Annotated in this window: 11 protein-coding genes and 1 tRNA gene; 6 read left to right on the forward strand and 6 right to left on the reverse strand. The window is 37.2% G+C overall.

The window, feature by feature from the left end:
- Window positions 1–63: 63 nt before the first annotated feature.
- The 4 genes from MWU65_RS02780 to MWU65_RS02795 all read left to right on the forward strand — a co-directional run bounded on the left by MWU65_RS02780 (window position 64) and on the right by MWU65_RS02795 (window position 2,643).
- On the forward strand, window positions 64–513 hold the full coding sequence (locus tag MWU65_RS02780) for a GatB/YqeY domain-containing protein (RefSeq protein WP_247075572.1): 450 nt from the start codon (window positions 64–66) through the stop codon (window positions 511–513).
- A 46-nt stretch (window positions 514–559) separates the two neighbouring features.
- A tRNA-Arg gene (locus MWU65_RS02785) sits at window positions 560–633 on the forward strand.
- 286 nt (window positions 634–919) lie between these two features.
- Window positions 920–1,960 (forward strand): sugar kinase, encoded by a 1,041-nt coding sequence (locus tag MWU65_RS02790; RefSeq protein ID WP_247075574.1) that lies wholly within the window; start codon window positions 920–922, stop codon window positions 1,958–1,960.
- Between the two features lie 17 nt (window positions 1,961–1,977).
- A complete protein-coding gene (locus tag MWU65_RS02795) occupies window positions 1,978–2,643 on the forward strand; it encodes a bifunctional 4-hydroxy-2-oxoglutarate aldolase/2-dehydro-3-deoxy-phosphogluconate aldolase (RefSeq protein ID WP_247075575.1) in 666 nt (221 codons plus the stop codon).
- Window positions 2,644–2,691: 48 nt separating this feature from the next.
- Here MWU65_RS02795 and MWU65_RS02800 read toward each other — a convergent pair whose 3' ends face one another.
- From MWU65_RS02800 to MWU65_RS02825, 6 genes are all read right to left on the reverse strand, one after another.
- Window positions 2,692–3,663, reverse strand: a complete 972-nt coding sequence (locus MWU65_RS02800; protein ID WP_247075580.1) for a YpdA family putative bacillithiol disulfide reductase — start codon at window positions 3,661–3,663, stop codon at window positions 2,692–2,694.
- Complete coding sequence (gene rpe, locus MWU65_RS02805; protein WP_247075581.1) at window positions 3,663–4,322, reverse strand: ribulose-phosphate 3-epimerase; 660 nt, start codon at window positions 4,320–4,322, stop codon at window positions 3,663–3,665. The genes MWU65_RS02800 and rpe overlap by 1 nt, the downstream gene beginning before the upstream one ends.
- A gap of 134 nt (window positions 4,323–4,456) precedes the next feature.
- Window positions 4,457–4,648, reverse strand: a complete 192-nt coding sequence (locus tag MWU65_RS02810; RefSeq protein ID WP_247075582.1) for a cold-shock protein — start codon at window positions 4,646–4,648, stop codon at window positions 4,457–4,459.
- Window positions 4,649–5,207: 559 nt separating this feature from the next.
- Complete coding sequence (locus MWU65_RS02815; protein WP_247075583.1) at window positions 5,208–6,674, reverse strand: glutamate synthase subunit beta; 1,467 nt, start codon at window positions 6,672–6,674, stop codon at window positions 5,208–5,210.
- Window positions 6,675–6,683: 9 nt separating this feature from the next.
- Window positions 6,684–11,192 (reverse strand): glutamate synthase large subunit, encoded by a 4,509-nt coding sequence (gene gltB / locus MWU65_RS02820; protein ID WP_247075584.1) that lies wholly within the window; start codon window positions 11,190–11,192, stop codon window positions 6,684–6,686.
- Window positions 11,193–11,427: 235 nt separating this feature from the next.
- Window positions 11,428–12,570, reverse strand: coding sequence for an acyl-CoA dehydrogenase (locus MWU65_RS02825; protein ID WP_247075585.1), 1,143 nt, complete (start codon window positions 12,568–12,570; stop codon window positions 11,428–11,430).
- Between the two features lie 301 nt (window positions 12,571–12,871).
- Between MWU65_RS02825 and MWU65_RS02830 the strand changes: the two genes are divergently transcribed.
- Both MWU65_RS02830 and nhaD read left to right on the forward strand, forming a co-directional pair.
- The gene (locus MWU65_RS02830; protein ID WP_247075587.1) at window positions 12,872–14,098 is read left to right on the forward strand and encodes a Glu/Leu/Phe/Val dehydrogenase dimerization domain-containing protein; all 1,227 of its coding nucleotides are present in this window, start codon (window positions 12,872–12,874) and stop codon (window positions 14,096–14,098) included.
- 18 nt (window positions 14,099–14,116) lie between these two features.
- Window positions 14,117–15,454, forward strand: a complete 1,338-nt coding sequence (nhaD, locus tag MWU65_RS02835) for a sodium:proton antiporter NhaD (RefSeq protein WP_247075588.1) — start codon at window positions 14,117–14,119, stop codon at window positions 15,452–15,454.
- Window positions 15,455–15,468 lie beyond the last annotated feature (14 nt).

Below are 15,468 nucleotides of genomic sequence, written 5' to 3' on the forward strand. Positions count from 1 at the left end.
CCCAAAAGCAGTTATAGTTTTTGGGTTTATTTTTTTATCTTCGCAGTCCAAAAATAATTGGTTATGAGTTTACAGCAAGAAGTAATGTCCGCTATGAAGGAAGCAATGAAAGCTAAAGATGCAGTGGCATTGGAGTCGTTACGTGCTATAAAATCTGTGTTGTTAATGGCGCAGACAGAGGCTGGTGCTAAAACGGAACTATCTCAGGATGAAGAAATAAAAATAGTTCAAAAGCTTGTAAAGCAACGTAAGGATAGTGCTGCTATCTATTTGGAGCAGAAAAGGGCAGATTTGGCGGAACCAGAATTGGCACAAGCCGAAATTATTGCTCAGTTTTTACCTGCTCAATTGTCGGAAGATGAGATAGAAAAGGTAGTCTTAGAAGTAATTGCAGCAAGTGGAGCCCAAGGAATGAAAGATATGGGAAAAGTAATGGGTGTGGTTTCTGGAAGATTAGCAGGTAAGGCCGATGGTAAAACCATTTCTTCTATTGTGAAAAGTAAATTAATATAATTTAGGTTAATTCACAGTAAAATGTAATTTTGCGGTGTATTAAAATGGCCTCGTGGCGCAACTGAATAGCGCATCAGATTTCGGCTCTGAGGGTTGGGGGTTTGAATCCCTCCGGGGTCACAATTGAGTCACCAAGATAGGTGAATACTAAAGCGAGTTTCTTTTTAGAAACTCGCTTTTTTTAGTATAACCTTTGGCGTTGATATGGTTTTACTCTGAGTTAAACGAGTACACGCTTATGGTTTTACTGCGTAATTTATACCTAGGGATTCAGAATAGTTAGAAGGCTTTGTTAGTGTATGAAAAAATCAATACAGCATTTACTTTGTTATATTTTTTTTAATCCTAGGTCCAATAAATAATAAATCGATAAATTTGGAATATTAAGAAGCACAAAAACTTAAAAATGAAAAAAGTAGTAACCTTTGGTGAAATCATGTTAAGATTGGCACCTCCTGGATTTTTAAGATTCTCACAAGCCAATTCTTTTGATGTTGTCTATGGTGGAGGAGAATCTAACGTAGCAGTTTCATTGGCTAATTACGGTGTTCCTGTGGATTTTGTGACACGTTTGCCTAAAAATGATATAGGGGAATGCGCCATGATGGAAATGCGCAAGAGAGGCGTTGGTGTAGATCATATTATTTATGGTGGCGATCGCTTGGGTATTTATTTCCTAGAAACGGGTGCGGTAAGTAGAGGGAGTAAGGTGGTGTATGATAGAGCACATTCAGCCATTGCAGAGATTAAACCGGGAATGATAGATTGGAAATCAGTGTTTAAAGATGTGGCTTGGTTTCATTGGACTGGGATTACGCCGGCTATTTCTCAGGGTGCTGCCGATGCTTGTTTAGAAGCTGTAAAAGTAGCTAGTGAAATGGGGATCACTATTTCAACAGATTTAAATTACAGGGCTAAGCTTTGGAAATTTGGAGGAGATAGAGAAAAAATCATGACCGAATTAACCTCCTATTGTGATGTTATTTTAGGAAACGAAGAAGATGCAGAAAAGCATTTTGGTATTAAACCAGAAGGTTTAGATATAACCACCCAAGGGCATGATGTAAAAGCGGAAGCATTCTTGTCTGTTTGTAAACAGATGATGGATAAATTTCCGAAAGCGAAAAAGGTAATTACCACATTAAGAGGTTCTATATCAGCATCACACAATACATGGGCTGGTGTTCTGTATGACGGTACCAAAATGTACGAAACCCGCCAATATCAAATAACAGATATTGTGGATAGAGTAGGTGGTGGAGATTCTTTTATGGGCGGATTAATATACGGCTTGTTAAAATACCCTGAAAACGATCAAAATGCATTAGATTTTGCAGTAGCTGCTTCTTGTTTAAAACATACCATTAAGGGCGATGCAAATCTAGTAACCGTAGAAGAGGTAGAGAAATTAATGGGAGGTGATGCCTCTGGTCGTGTAGCACGATAATTTATAAAAGATTAAATATGGCGCAATATTCTAGAATAGAAGTAGCAACAGTAATGAAGGAAACAGGAATGGTTCCTTTGTTTTACAATAGTGATATAGCACTAGGTAAAGAAGTTTTAAAAGCTTGTTACGATGGTGGTGCACGCTTGCTCGAATTTACGGCAAGAGGTGATTTTGCACATGAAGTTTTTGCCGAATTAACAAAGTACGCCATCAAGGAATTGCCGGGAATGATTATGGGCGTTGGTTCAATTACAGATGCGGCTGCAGCTTCCTTGTATATGTCTTTAGGAGCTAATTTTATAGTAACTCCAGTTTTAAGAGAGGATATAGCGATCGTGTGTAACCGCAGAAAAGTATTGTGGTCTCCGGGTTGTGGTTCTTTAACAGAAATTGCAAGAGCGGAAGAACTGGGTTGTGAAATTGTAAAACTCTTTCCAGGGGATTTGTATGGGCCTAATTTTGTTAAAGGAATCAAAGGACCAAGTCCATGGACAAGTATAATGCCTACCGGCGGAGTATCGCCAGACAAGGAGAATCTTTCTGGTTGGTTTAATGCAGGAGTAACTTGTGTGGGTATGGGGTCTAAATTAATTTCGAAAGAAATCTTACAAAATAAAGACTACGCAAAATTAACCAAGGATGTAAAAGCGGCTTTAGATATAATAAAAGCAGTAAAATAGAATTGCTAACAATTTTTTAAGAGCACTATAACACAAATTTAAATTGGGTTATAGTGCTTTTTTATGCAGTATGTTTTTAACAATAGCTGTGGCATGCACTCTAGAGTTCTCTATAAACCATTTGTGCGTTTCAAGTCCGCCACAAATTACACCCGCTAAATAAATATTGGCGATATTGGTTTCCATTGTTTCAGGGTTGTGGCTTGGTATCTTTCTTCCATCTGTAGACAAGTCGATGCCAATGGATGTCAGGAAATTAAAATTTGGTCGATAGCCGGTAAGGGCCAAAACATAATCATTTGCAAGTGTTATTTTTTCTTCTGGAGTATCTATTTGTAGTTCAGTTGCTGTGATTTCGGTGATGGTGGCGTTGTAGATAGCCTTGATGCTACCTTCTTCTATTCTGTTTATAATGTCTGGGCGTACCCAATATTTTACACGCTTACCAACCTCCGGACCTCTAATAATTAAAGTAACCTCTGCTCCCTTGCGCCAAGACTCTAAGGCGGCATCAATGGCAGAATTGCTTGCTCCTATCACTGCTAGTTTTTGCTTAGCATAAAAGTGTGGGTCGTTGTAATAATGGGATACCTTAGGAAGGTCTTCGCCAGGCACATTAATTTTGTTGGGAATATCATAAAATCCAGTAGCTATTATAACATTATGGGCTGTATAGGTTGTTTTGCTAGTTGTTATGGTGAAACCTTCATCCTCAGTGGTAATAGTTTCTACTTTCTCAAATAGATGTATGTGTAAATCGTTTGTGCTTACTATTCTTCTGTAATATTCTAAAGCTTCACTCTTTTTTGGTTTGGCCTCATTACTAATAAATGGAATGTTGTCTATTTCTAATTTTTCCGAAGAAGAAAAGAATTGCATTTTTGAAGGATAGTTATACAATGAATTAACAATGCATCCTTTTTCTAGAATAAGATAAGAGAGTCCGTTTTTTTTAGCTTCTAATCCACAGGCTATTCCAATAGGTCCGCCTCCAATTATTACAATGTCCAATCTATTCACTACGCAATGCTTTTTTTAAGGTTTTTAATAGTAGTCGTTGGGTCGTTACTCTTAAAAACAAAACTGCCTGCAACCAGTATATCCGCGCCCGCCTCAACCAAGGCTTTGGCATTTTTATCGGTTACTCCACCATCAATCTCTATAAGGGTCTTAGCATTTTTACTAGTAATTAAGGCTTTTAAAGCACTTACCTTAGTATAGGTATTTTCAATAAAAGACTGTCCTCCAAAGCCTGGGTTAACACTCATAATACAAACGATATCAATATCGGCAATAATATCTTCTAAGTGGTTTATAGTAGTATGTGGATTCAAGGCTACACCTGCTTTCATTCCTGCGGCCTTAATTGCTTGTAAGGTTCTGTGCAGGTGCGGACAAGCTTCGTAGTGAACCGTTAAATTAGTGGCTCCTAAATCAGCAAAGGTATTAATGTAGCGATCGGGGTCTACTATCATTAAATGTACATCTAAGGTTTTGGTGGCGTGTTTAGCAATGTTTTTTAAAACAGGCATACCAAAAGATATATTGGGTACAAAAACGCCATCCATAATATCGATATGATGCCAATCTGCCAAACTAAGGTTCACCATTTCTACATCGCGTTGTAGGTTTCCAAAATCTGCTGCTAATAATGAAGGTGCTATTTTAGTATTGCTCATTGTTTAGGTGTTGATGTACTTACAAAAGTACTAAATTGCTGTGAATAGAAAGTGGTTACGGAAAGTATATAAAACAGAAAAGCCTGTCTATTTAGACAGGCTTTAAAATGTAATGTGTTAAATTCTTTATAGTATTAAAGGACTTCAACGTTAATTGCATTTGGTCCTTTTTTTCCTTCTTCAACGTCATAACTAACTTTGTCTCCTTCAGCTATTTCGTGAGTTAATCCACTGATGTGAACAAAAACGTCTTTACTGCCATCGTCTGGAGTGATGAATCCAAAACCTTTAGAGTCGTTAAAAAATTTTACTGTACCGTTACTCATAATATTATTTTTAATTAAAGTGCAAAGATAGAATAATATCAATACAATTTAACTTTTTATAAAATAATCATTATATTTTTATGGATTCATTCTTTTCTTTTTCGAATTTTTTAACCAAAGAAAATTAATTTGGCTGCCCAATGGGCATATTTACTACAGTTAAAGGATTGATTGTCTGTATATTTAGATTGCACTATTGGTGCAATTACAGTCCGTTATTTATCAATTAACAGCTGCTTTTAGGTGGTAATGACAACCAAATTGGTGTTTTGATGAAAAAAAATGGTCTGTTTTGGTCTCGCAGGATCTATTGTGTTTGAATCTTTATTTTAGGCCAAACAACTTCGTTAACTGGTTAAATGTAGAATATAGCTTAGATCCAATTTACCCTGGTGTAGAAGGTAGTTTGGGTTTTAAATATTTAGCACGATACTATCATTGAGATGGATTGTAGCCGTGTTGAAAAAAGTTGATTTTTGTAGTCTATATCCATAAAAAAGCTGCCAATTAAAAAATTGGCAGCCAATAATGTATGTAGAACGCTTGGCGTCCTGTTTACTTATACTCTTGGTAAATCGCCATCACCTTTCAGGGGTAATGTGGAGTTTCCTATGAGGAATTTGTCTACATGGTGTGCAGCTTCTCTTCCTTCTGAAATAGCCCAAACAATTAAAGACTGTCCCCTGCGTTGGTCTCCTGCTACAAATACACCGGGTACATTGGTCATGTAGTTTTGGATCGATGCTTTAATGTTTGTTCTTGGATCTGATTGTAAACCCAATTGCTCGGCCACCGTCATTTCAGAACCTGTAAAACCCATAGCGAGTAATGCAAGTTCACATTTCCATTCTTTTTCGGTATTGGGAACTTCCTTTAAGCTAGGTCTTTGTCCAGGTGTCTTAATCCATTCTACTTCAGCAGTAATTAATCCTTTTAGGTTGCCGTCTTTATCACCAATAAATTCTTTGGTAGAAATGCTAAAAAAGCGATCGGCTCCTTCTTTGTGTGATGAGCTTGTGCGCAAACGCATAGGCCAAAATGGCCAAGGCTGATCCTCCGGTCTTTCGGGAGTTGCTTTGCTCATGATTTCAAAATTAGAAACAGAGGTTGCTCCATGCCTAATTGATGTGCCAATACAGTCAGATCCTGTATCTCCACCACCAATGACAACAACGTCTTTGTCTGTCGCTTTTAGTTCCTCGCCAAGATCCGTAATTCCATCAACACGTTTGTTATTTTGCTTAAGAAAATCCATTGCTTGTACCACTCCTTTTAAATCGGCTCCCTTAATTGGTAGGTTTCTACGCACGGTTGCTCCACCAGAAAGTACTATGGCATCAAAGTCTTCCTTTAGTTTGTCTGCCTTGATATCGACACCTATATGCGTGTTAGTTTTAAATACAATGCCTTCTTCTTCCAAGACTTTAACCCTACGATCGATAATATTTTTTTCCAATTTAAAATCTGGAATGCCATAACGCAATAATCCGCCTACTTTTGCATCGCGCTCAAAAACAGTAACCAAATGTCCTGCTCTATTTAGTTGTTGGGCTGTTGCTAATCCTGCCGGACCAGAGCCTACTACTGCAACTTTTTTTCCTGTTCTTGTTTTTGGAGGTTGTGCCACAACCCATCCTTTAGAAAAAGCAGTTTCTACAATATTTTTTTCAATATTTTCAATAGAAACCGGGTCTTCGTTAATTCCTAGTACACAGGCTTCTTCACAAGGCGCCGGGCATAACCTTCCTGTAAATTCAGGAAAATTATTGGTGGAATGTAATATGTCTGCTGCTTTTTCCCATTTTCCTTTGTAGACAGCGTCATTAAAATCGGGAATTAAATTGCCTAACGGGCATCCGCTATGACAAAAGGGAACGCCACAATCCATACAACGTGCTCCTTGATTTTTTAATTCAGTTTCTTTTAATGGCTGTGTAAATTCTTTATAATTTTTTATGCGCTCTTCAACAGGAGCGTAGTCTTCTATTTTTCTATCGAATTCCAAAAATCCAGTTATCTTTCCCATAGTATCGATTTATATAATGCTAGCTTTTTCTTCTTCTAATCTTAATAATGCTTGTCTGTATTCTTCAGGGAATACTTTAACGAATTTAGGTAAGCAATCTTCCCAGTCTTCCAGTATTTGTTGTGCTAAAGGACTCATCGTATGGTTGTAGTGACTTTCAATTAAGTCTTTTAGTTCAGCAATATCCTTTGCTTCATTAACAGGCAATAAATTTAAAGCCTCTTTGTTGCAGTTTTTTTCAAAGGTTTTATTCTTGTCATAAACATAGGCAATACCACCACTCATTCCTGCACCAAAATTCCGGCCTACTTCGCCTAAGATCACAGCAATACCTCCAGTCATGTATTCACAACCGTGATCCCCAATACCTTCTACAACGGTTTTTGCGCCAGAGTTACGAACACAAAAACGCTCACCAGCCTTTCCATTAATATACGCTCTACCTGCAGTAGCACCATATAAAGTTACGTTACCAGTGATAACATTGTCTTCCGGAACTATAGTAGCTCCTTCTGGTACTTTAATAACTAGTTTAGCTCCAGAAAGTCCTTTTCCTAAATAGTCATTCGTGTTTCCGTTTACAGTCAAAGTTAATCCTCTAGTGGCAAATGCACCAAAACTTTGTCCGGCCGATCCTGTAAAGTTTAATCGTAGGGTGTTAATAGGCAATCCTTTTGCACCATAGGTTTTAGAAATTTCATTACTTATAATGGCGCCTATAGCTCTATCTGTATTGCAAATAGGGTAATCCAAGGTTAATTTCTCTTTTCTAAATAATGACGGATTAGCTTTCTCTATAATTTTAAACTCTATAGACTTACTAATGTCATGTTGTTGCTTTTCTGTATTGTATAATTTAGTCCCAAAAGGTACTTTTATCTGATGTAAAATAGGGGTTAAATCTATCCCGTCTGCCTTGTAGTGCTCTATGGCTTTGTTTCTGTCTAGTTTTTGAACCTGTCCAACCATTTCATTGATGGTTCTAAAACCTAATTGTGCCATAATTTCACGTAGTTCCTGGGCTATAAAATACATGTAGTTTACAACGTGCTCTGGTTTCCCTTTAAACTTCTTACGCAGTTCTGGATTCTGAGTAGCTATACCAACAGGGCATGTATTTAAATGACAAACACGCATCATAATACAACCGGAAGCGACAAGTGGTGCGGTTGCGAAACCAAATTCTTCGGCACCTAATAAACAAGCAATAGCAACATCACGTCCTGTTTTTAACTGTCCGTCACATTCTACAACAACTCTGTTCCTTAAGTCGTTCATAACCAAGGTTTGTTGGGCTTCAGCAATTCCTAGTTCCCAAGGTAAACCAGCGTGTTTTAATGAGGTTAGGGGAGATGCTCCGGTTCCACCATCGTGACCAGAAATTAAAATTACATCTGCTTTTGCTTTTGCAACACCCGCTGCAACGGTACCAACTCCTATTTCAGACACTAATTTTACGTTTATTCTAGCTTTTCTATTAGCCGACTTTAGATCGTAAATTAATTGTGATAAATCTTCAATAGAATAAATATCGTGATGTGGTGGTGGTGAAATTAAACCTACATAAGGGGTAGAATTTCTTGTTTTTGCTATGGAAGGATTAACCTTTGGTCCAGGCAATTGTCCGCCTTCACCCGGTTTGGCACCTTGAGCCATTTTTATTTGTATTTCCTTAGCGCTTGTTAGGTAATTTGAGGTAACACCAAACCTACCGGAGGCAACTTGCTTTATAGCACTATTTCTCCAATCGCCAGTTTCGTTTTTATAAAAACGTTCTGCGTCTTCCCCACCTTCTCCAGAATTGCTTTTTCCACCAATTCGGTTCATTGCGATAGCTAAATTCTCATGCGCTTCTTTACTAATAGAGCCATAAGACATGGCACCTGTTTTAAAACGCTTTACAATATCGGTCCAAGGCTCTACTTCATCAATAGGAATTGGATCAAAATTAGAGAATTCAAATAAACCTCTTATGGTCATTAAATTCTTAGACTGTTCATTTATTAAGCTAGAGTACTCCTTATAGGTGTCTGGTTCATTATTACGAACAGATTTTTGAAGTTTAGCAATAGTCTCTGGGTTAAAAAGATGTTTTTCACCATCTCTTCTCCATCTGTAGGCACCACCCATCTCCAATTCTAAATTGGCTGCAACTTCTTTTTTGTTGAAGGTTTTAAGATGCCTTTTGGCTATTTCTTTTTCAATTTGGTACAAGCCAATACCTTGTATTCTTGTGGGTGTGTTCGGGAAATACTTCTCTACTACCTTGGTGTTTATTCCAACACATTCAAACAATTGAGATCCTCTGTACGAATTTAAGGTAGAGATCCCGATCTTGTTCATAACTTTTAACACCCCTTTGCCTATAGCTTTGTTGTAGTTTTTAATTGCTTCCTCTTGGGTGAACTCTGTGATATCGTGTTCTTCAATTTGTTCGGCAATTATTTCATTTACGAGGTATGGGTTTACGGCACTTGCACCATATCCAAATAACAAGGCAAAATGATGTACTTCTCTAGGTTCTGCAGATTCTACAATGATACTGAGTTTAGAACGCTTTCCTAATTTTTGAAGTCCACTGTTTACAAAAGAAAGAGCTAATAAAGCTGGGATTGGTGCTCTATCTTTGTTTGCTCCTCTATCCGATAGGATGATGATATTGGTATCGTCATCTATAGCTTTGCAAGCCTGATCCAGAAGAGATGCCAAGGCTTCTTCCAAGGCATTGTGTCCACGTGATATATTGTATAAGATCTCTAAGGACCTTACTTTGTAATCTGGGCTAACATCGTAATTTTTTATCTTATCCAAATCTTCCTTGGAAATCACAGGGTTTTGAATTTTTAATTTGCGACAGTGCAATTCAGTGAAATCGAAAATATTATAGTCACTACCTAAGGTAAGGCTAATATCTGTAATTAATTCTTCTCGTATACCATCCAAAGGCGGATTGGTTACTTGCGCAAATAACTGCTTAAAATAGTTGTATAGTAATTGTGGTTTTTCAGATAATACAGCAATTGGGGTATCAGATCCCATAGAGCCAATTGGCTCTTTTGCCGTTTTCCCCATAGGTAAGATAATTGTATTGATATCTTCTAAGGTGTATCCAAAAAGAGATTTTCTTTTTTCTAATGATTCTTCTCCTAAGAACAAAGGACAATCATTATAAGGAATGTCTTTTAAGTGAACCAGGTTGTTTTTTAACCATTCTTCATACGGACGAAGTTGTGCAATTTCTTCTTTAATTTCTTCATCATTGATGATTCTACCTTCTTCCATATTCACCAAGAACATTTTTCCAGGCTCTAAACGACCATGGAATTGAATGTTTTCTGGTTTAATATCTACAACTCCCGTTTCGGAAGACATAATAACATAACCGTCTTTGGTAACCGTGTACCTAGAAGGACGTAAACCGTTTCTGTCCAATACGGCGCCAATGTAGTTTCCGTCTGTAAACGGAACTGAAGCAGGACCATCCCAAGGTTCTACCATACAAGAGTTGTATTCGTAGAAAGCCTTTTTTGAAGGAGACATGTCTGGGTTTTTCTCCCAAGCTTCTGGAACCAACATCATCATAACTTCGGGTAAAGAACGGCCAGTCATTAATAACAATTCTACTACCATATCCATGGTAGCCGAATCAGACTTTCCTGGTAATATAATTGGTAATATGTTCTTTATTTCATCGCCAAACAAATCGCTCTTTAATAACTCTTCTCGCGAGCGCATTCTAGATACATTTCCACGTAGTGTATTTATTTCTCCATTGTGGCACATGTATCTAAATGGTTGTGCTAAATCCCATGTTGGGAAGGTATTGGTAGAGAATCTTTGGTGTACTAATGCCAAACGTGTCACAACTCTAGGGTCCATTAAGTCTTTAAAGTAAAACTTAATGTCTTGCGGCATTAAAAGGCCTTTAAAAATAATGATTTTGGTTGATAAACTAGGAACATAGAAAAATTCACTTTCCGACAGTTTGGAGCTTAAAATAGTATGTTCTGTAACTTTTCTTGCAATGTATAGTTTCAGGTTAAAGCTAAAATAATCTTGCGAAGAATTTTCTTTCCCTATAAATAATTGTTTTACATAAGGTTCTGTTTCCATAGCGATACGCCCGGGAACTGTTTTGTTTACTGGAGCATCTCTCCATCCAATAAGCTTTAAACCTTGTTTTTTTATGTTTTCTTCAAATGCAGCAATGCAAAAATTTCGTTGATTCTCTTTTTGAGGTAAGAATACATTGGCAACAGCATATTCTCCTGGTTCGGGTAATTTAAAACTACAAACTTCTGTAAAATAAGCGTGTGGAATATCTATTAAAATACCAGCGCCATCCCCTGTTTTTCCATCGGAACTAACCGCGCCACGGTGTTCTAATTTGTCTAATATCTCTAATGCTTTATGTATAATGTCATTAGATTTTTCACCTTTTAGACTACAGATAAATCCAGCTCCACAATTGTCATGTTCAAATTCTGGAAGGTATAACCCTTGTTTTTTCAGCTTCATATAATTGTCGTATTTCTTCAAATATACCACAAATGCTAAATTATGTTTAACACTAAGAGGTTAATCCAATAAAAAATTCATCATTTGTGATAAAATTGCCGGAATACATTAAATATTATATTTTTTGTCTAGCTAAATTATGATTTTGATAATGATGTTTTGGTAAAAAAAACGAAAAGAGGCTACCTATTATTTAAGTAGCCTCTTTTTAAGTAGTAAATGATGTCTATAATTGCTAATCTCTTAATATGCTCCTGGAAATTACAATTTTTTGAATTTCAGAGGTGCCTTCATAAATTTGGGTAATTTTTGCATCCCTCATCAGGCGTTCTACATGGTAGTCTTTAACAAAACCATTGCCTCCATGTACTTGTACTGCTTCCACAGAAACATCCATAGCTACTTTAGATGCATATAATTTTGCCATTGCGCCAGATAAATCATAGTTTTCATGGTTGTCCTTGTCCATGGCCGCTTTGTAAACTAACATTCGAGCGGCAGCTATAGAGGTGTGCATGTCTGCGAGTTTAAATGCAATGGCTTGATGGTTGCAGATTTCTGTGCCAAAAGATTTTCTCTGTTTGGAATAATCTCTGGCCATATCATAAGCCCCGGCAGCGATACCCAATGCTTGTGCGGCAATACCAATTCTGCCACCTGCTAGTGTTTTCATAGCGAATTTAAATCCGAAGCCATCTTCGCCAATTCTATTTTCTTTAGGGACTTTAACGTCGTTAAAAATCAAAGAGTGTGTATCACTTCCTCGTATGCCTAATTTATTTTCTTTAGGGCCAATTTCAAAACCTTCAGCATCTTTTTCAACAATGAGCGCATTAATGCCTTTGTGTCCTTTTTCAATGTCTGTTTGGGCAATTACAAGGTAAATTTCTGCCGAACTACCATTAGTAATCCAATTTTTGGTGCCATTTAAGATATAGTGATCTCCCTTGTCTAGGGCTGTTGTTTTTTGAGAGGTAGCATCGCTACCAGCTTCTGGTTCAGAAAGGCAAAAAGCCCCGATACAATCTCCTGTAGCCAAGCGTGTTAAATATTTTTGTTTTTGTGCTTCGCTACCATAGGTTTCTAGACCCCAACAAACCAATGAATTATTTACAGAAACAATAACAGAGCAAGATGCGTCTACCTTAGACAATTCTTCCATTACCAAAACATAGGATAATGTGTCTAGGCCACTGCCGCCGTATTTTGGGTCTACCATCATTCCTAAAAAGCCCAGCTCTGCCATTTTTTTAACTTCATCTTTCGGAAATCTTTGAGCGTCATCCCTTTCAATTACACCGGGTAAAAGTTCGTTTTGAGCAAAATCTCTTGCCGCTTGTTGAATCATTAACTGTTCTTCTGTTAATTTAAAGTCCATTTTATTGAGATAATGTTAATTATAAGTTGCAAATATACGTTTATATTGTGAAATATATAATGTAGTATTCTGGATGTATTCTACATGTAAAATGATGTGAAAGTAAATTTAAATAAATATTTAACATTCTGTGGGTGTTAAATCTTAAAAAACACAGCAATATTTTTATATTTGTTGGAGATTAGATTTTAAAATCGATTTAATACTAAAATTATGAGGCAGCATTAGCTCCTATAGGGAGATTGTTTTACAATACGAATTAGGAGTGCCTAACAAAAATCACATAATTTTTATTATTTCAATGAGAGAATTACTACAGAAATACGAGGATAAACAACCCGAAATAGTTTTTAACTGGAAAGATTCAGAAACAGAGGCTGAAGGGTGGACGGTTATTAATTCTTTGCGCGGAGGTGCTGCCGGTGGTGGCACAAGAATGCGTGAAGGCTTAGATATGAACGAGGTGCTTTCTTTGGCTAAAACAATGGAAGTTAAATTTACGGTTTCCGGACCTCCTATTGGTGGAGCAAAATCCGGAATAAACTTTAATCCCAATGACCCGAGAAAAGCGGGTGTGTTAAAACGTTGGTACAATGCCGTTGCACCGCTATTAAAAAGTTATTACGGCACAGGAGGCGATTTAAATGTCGATGAAATACATGAGGTAATTCCCATCACAGAAGATGCTGGTGTCTGGCATCCGCAAGAGGGTGTTTTTAATGGCCACTTTAAACCGACAGAAGCCGATAAAATAAACCGAATAGGTCAATTGCGACTGGGCGTTATAAAGGTGTTGGAAAGTGAAAAGTACTCTCCCTCACTTAAGAGAAAATATACCGTGGCTGATATGATTACTGGGTTTGGAGTAGCAGAAGCAGCAAAGCATTACTACGATATTTACGGCGGAACTATACAGGGGAAGCGAGCTATAATTCAAGGTTTTGGAAATGTTGGGGCAGCAGCAGCGTTTTATTTAAGTCAAATGGGTGCTAAAATAGTTGGTATCATTGATAGAGATGGAGGGTTAATAAATGAAACGGGTTTTACTTTTGAAGAAATAAAAGAACTTTATCTTGCTAAAAAAGGGAATACATTGGTTGCAGACCATACGATTCCTTTTCAAGAAATAAATGAAAGAATTTGGAAGTTGCAAGCAGAAATATTTGCACCTTGCGCGGCATCTCGGTTAATCACAAAAGATCAAATTACACAATTAATAGAAACGGGATTGGAAGTGATAACTTGTGGGGCTAACGTACCATTTGCCGATAAAGAAATTTTCTTTGGCCCTATTATGGAGTATACAGATGAGCGTGTTAGTGTAATCCCAGATTTTATATCAAATTGTGGTATGGCCAGGGTGTTTGCTTATTTTATGGAAAGAAGAGTGGCAATGGATGATGAATTGGTATTTAATGATACCTCAGAAACCATAAAAAGGGCATTGCAGAATGTATTCAAAAAGAATGCATCTAGGAAGTATATTAGTAAAACAGCTTTTGAAATAGCATTAAAACAATTAATTTAAACCAAAACCAAATAAAACATGGAGACCATTGTAATTATTATTTTCTTCGTTGGCTACTTAGCAATAACCCTTGAGCATAATCTAAAAATAGATAAGCTAATACCGGCACTGGCAATGATGGCATTATTGTGGGCTGTAATAGCTCTTGCTCATATGCCTGTATTTGAGGTTGATGCTGCATTGAGGCAGTTGGTGCCTTCACATATTGATGAGATTCTCCTGCATCACCTTGGCAAGACAGCAGAAATATTAGTATTTCTATTAGGGGCGATGACCATTGTAGAAATCATTGATTATTTTGATGGTTTTGCTACAATAAAGGGCTTTATAAAAACCAAGAGTAAAAGAAAATTATTGTGGTTGTTCTCCATTTTGGCCTTTATATTGTCTGCAATAATTGATAATTTAACGGCAACAATTGTACTAATTACAATCTTACAGAAAGTGATTAGAGAAAGAGAAACACGCTTGTGGTTTGCGGGGATGATTGTTATTGCTGCCAATGCTGGTGGTGCTTGGTCGCCCATCGGTGATGTAACAACAACCATGTTGTGGATTGCAAATAAAGTTTCGGCGGCTCAATTAATAGAACATGTGTTGGTACCTTCAATTGTGTGTATGGTAATACCTGTTTTAATAGCTAGCAGATTTAAGGCATTTAAGGGTAATATAGAGAGTAGTGTTGAAGAAGAGGTGGCTGTAAAAAGTAAATTTGGTTCTACAATGCTATATCTTGGATTAGGGGCAATTGTATTTGTTCCTTTCTTTAAGACTATAACGCATTTGCCACCATATGTAGGTATGATGCTTTCTTTAGCTGTGGTTGCTACCTTTGCAGAGATATATAGTAATACGAAATTCAATATTTCTTCGGTAGATGCAGGCGAAAGCAATGCGGCTTCTCACCATAGTCCAGTGCATCACTCCTTGGCAAAAATAGAATTGCCGAGTATCCTATTTTTCTTAGGAATATTATTGGCAGTTGCAGCTCTTGAATCTTTAGGAATGTTGTTTCATTTTGCAGAAGGCCTCAACGCTGCGATACCAAATTCTGATATCGTTGTTATGTTATTAGGAGCTGGCTCGGCTGTTATAGACAATGTACCCTTAGTAGCTGCAAGTTTAGGTATGTTTCCACAAGCAATGGATGATCCATTATGGCACTTTATAGCGTATTCTGCTGGAACAGGTGGTAGTATGCTAATTATTGGGTCTGCTGCAGGGGTTGTGGCAATGGGTATGGAGAAGATAGATTTCTTTTGGTATTTCAAAAAAATAGCTTGGTTGGCTTTGGTTGGATTCCTTGGAGGAGCTCTAGCTTTTATTTTAATTAGAGATTTTATACTAAACGTATAATTTTATTCGCAAAA

Source organism: Cellulophaga sp. F20128 (assembly GCF_023015805.1).
GTDB lineage: Bacteria > Bacteroidota > Bacteroidia > Flavobacteriales > Flavobacteriaceae > Cellulophaga.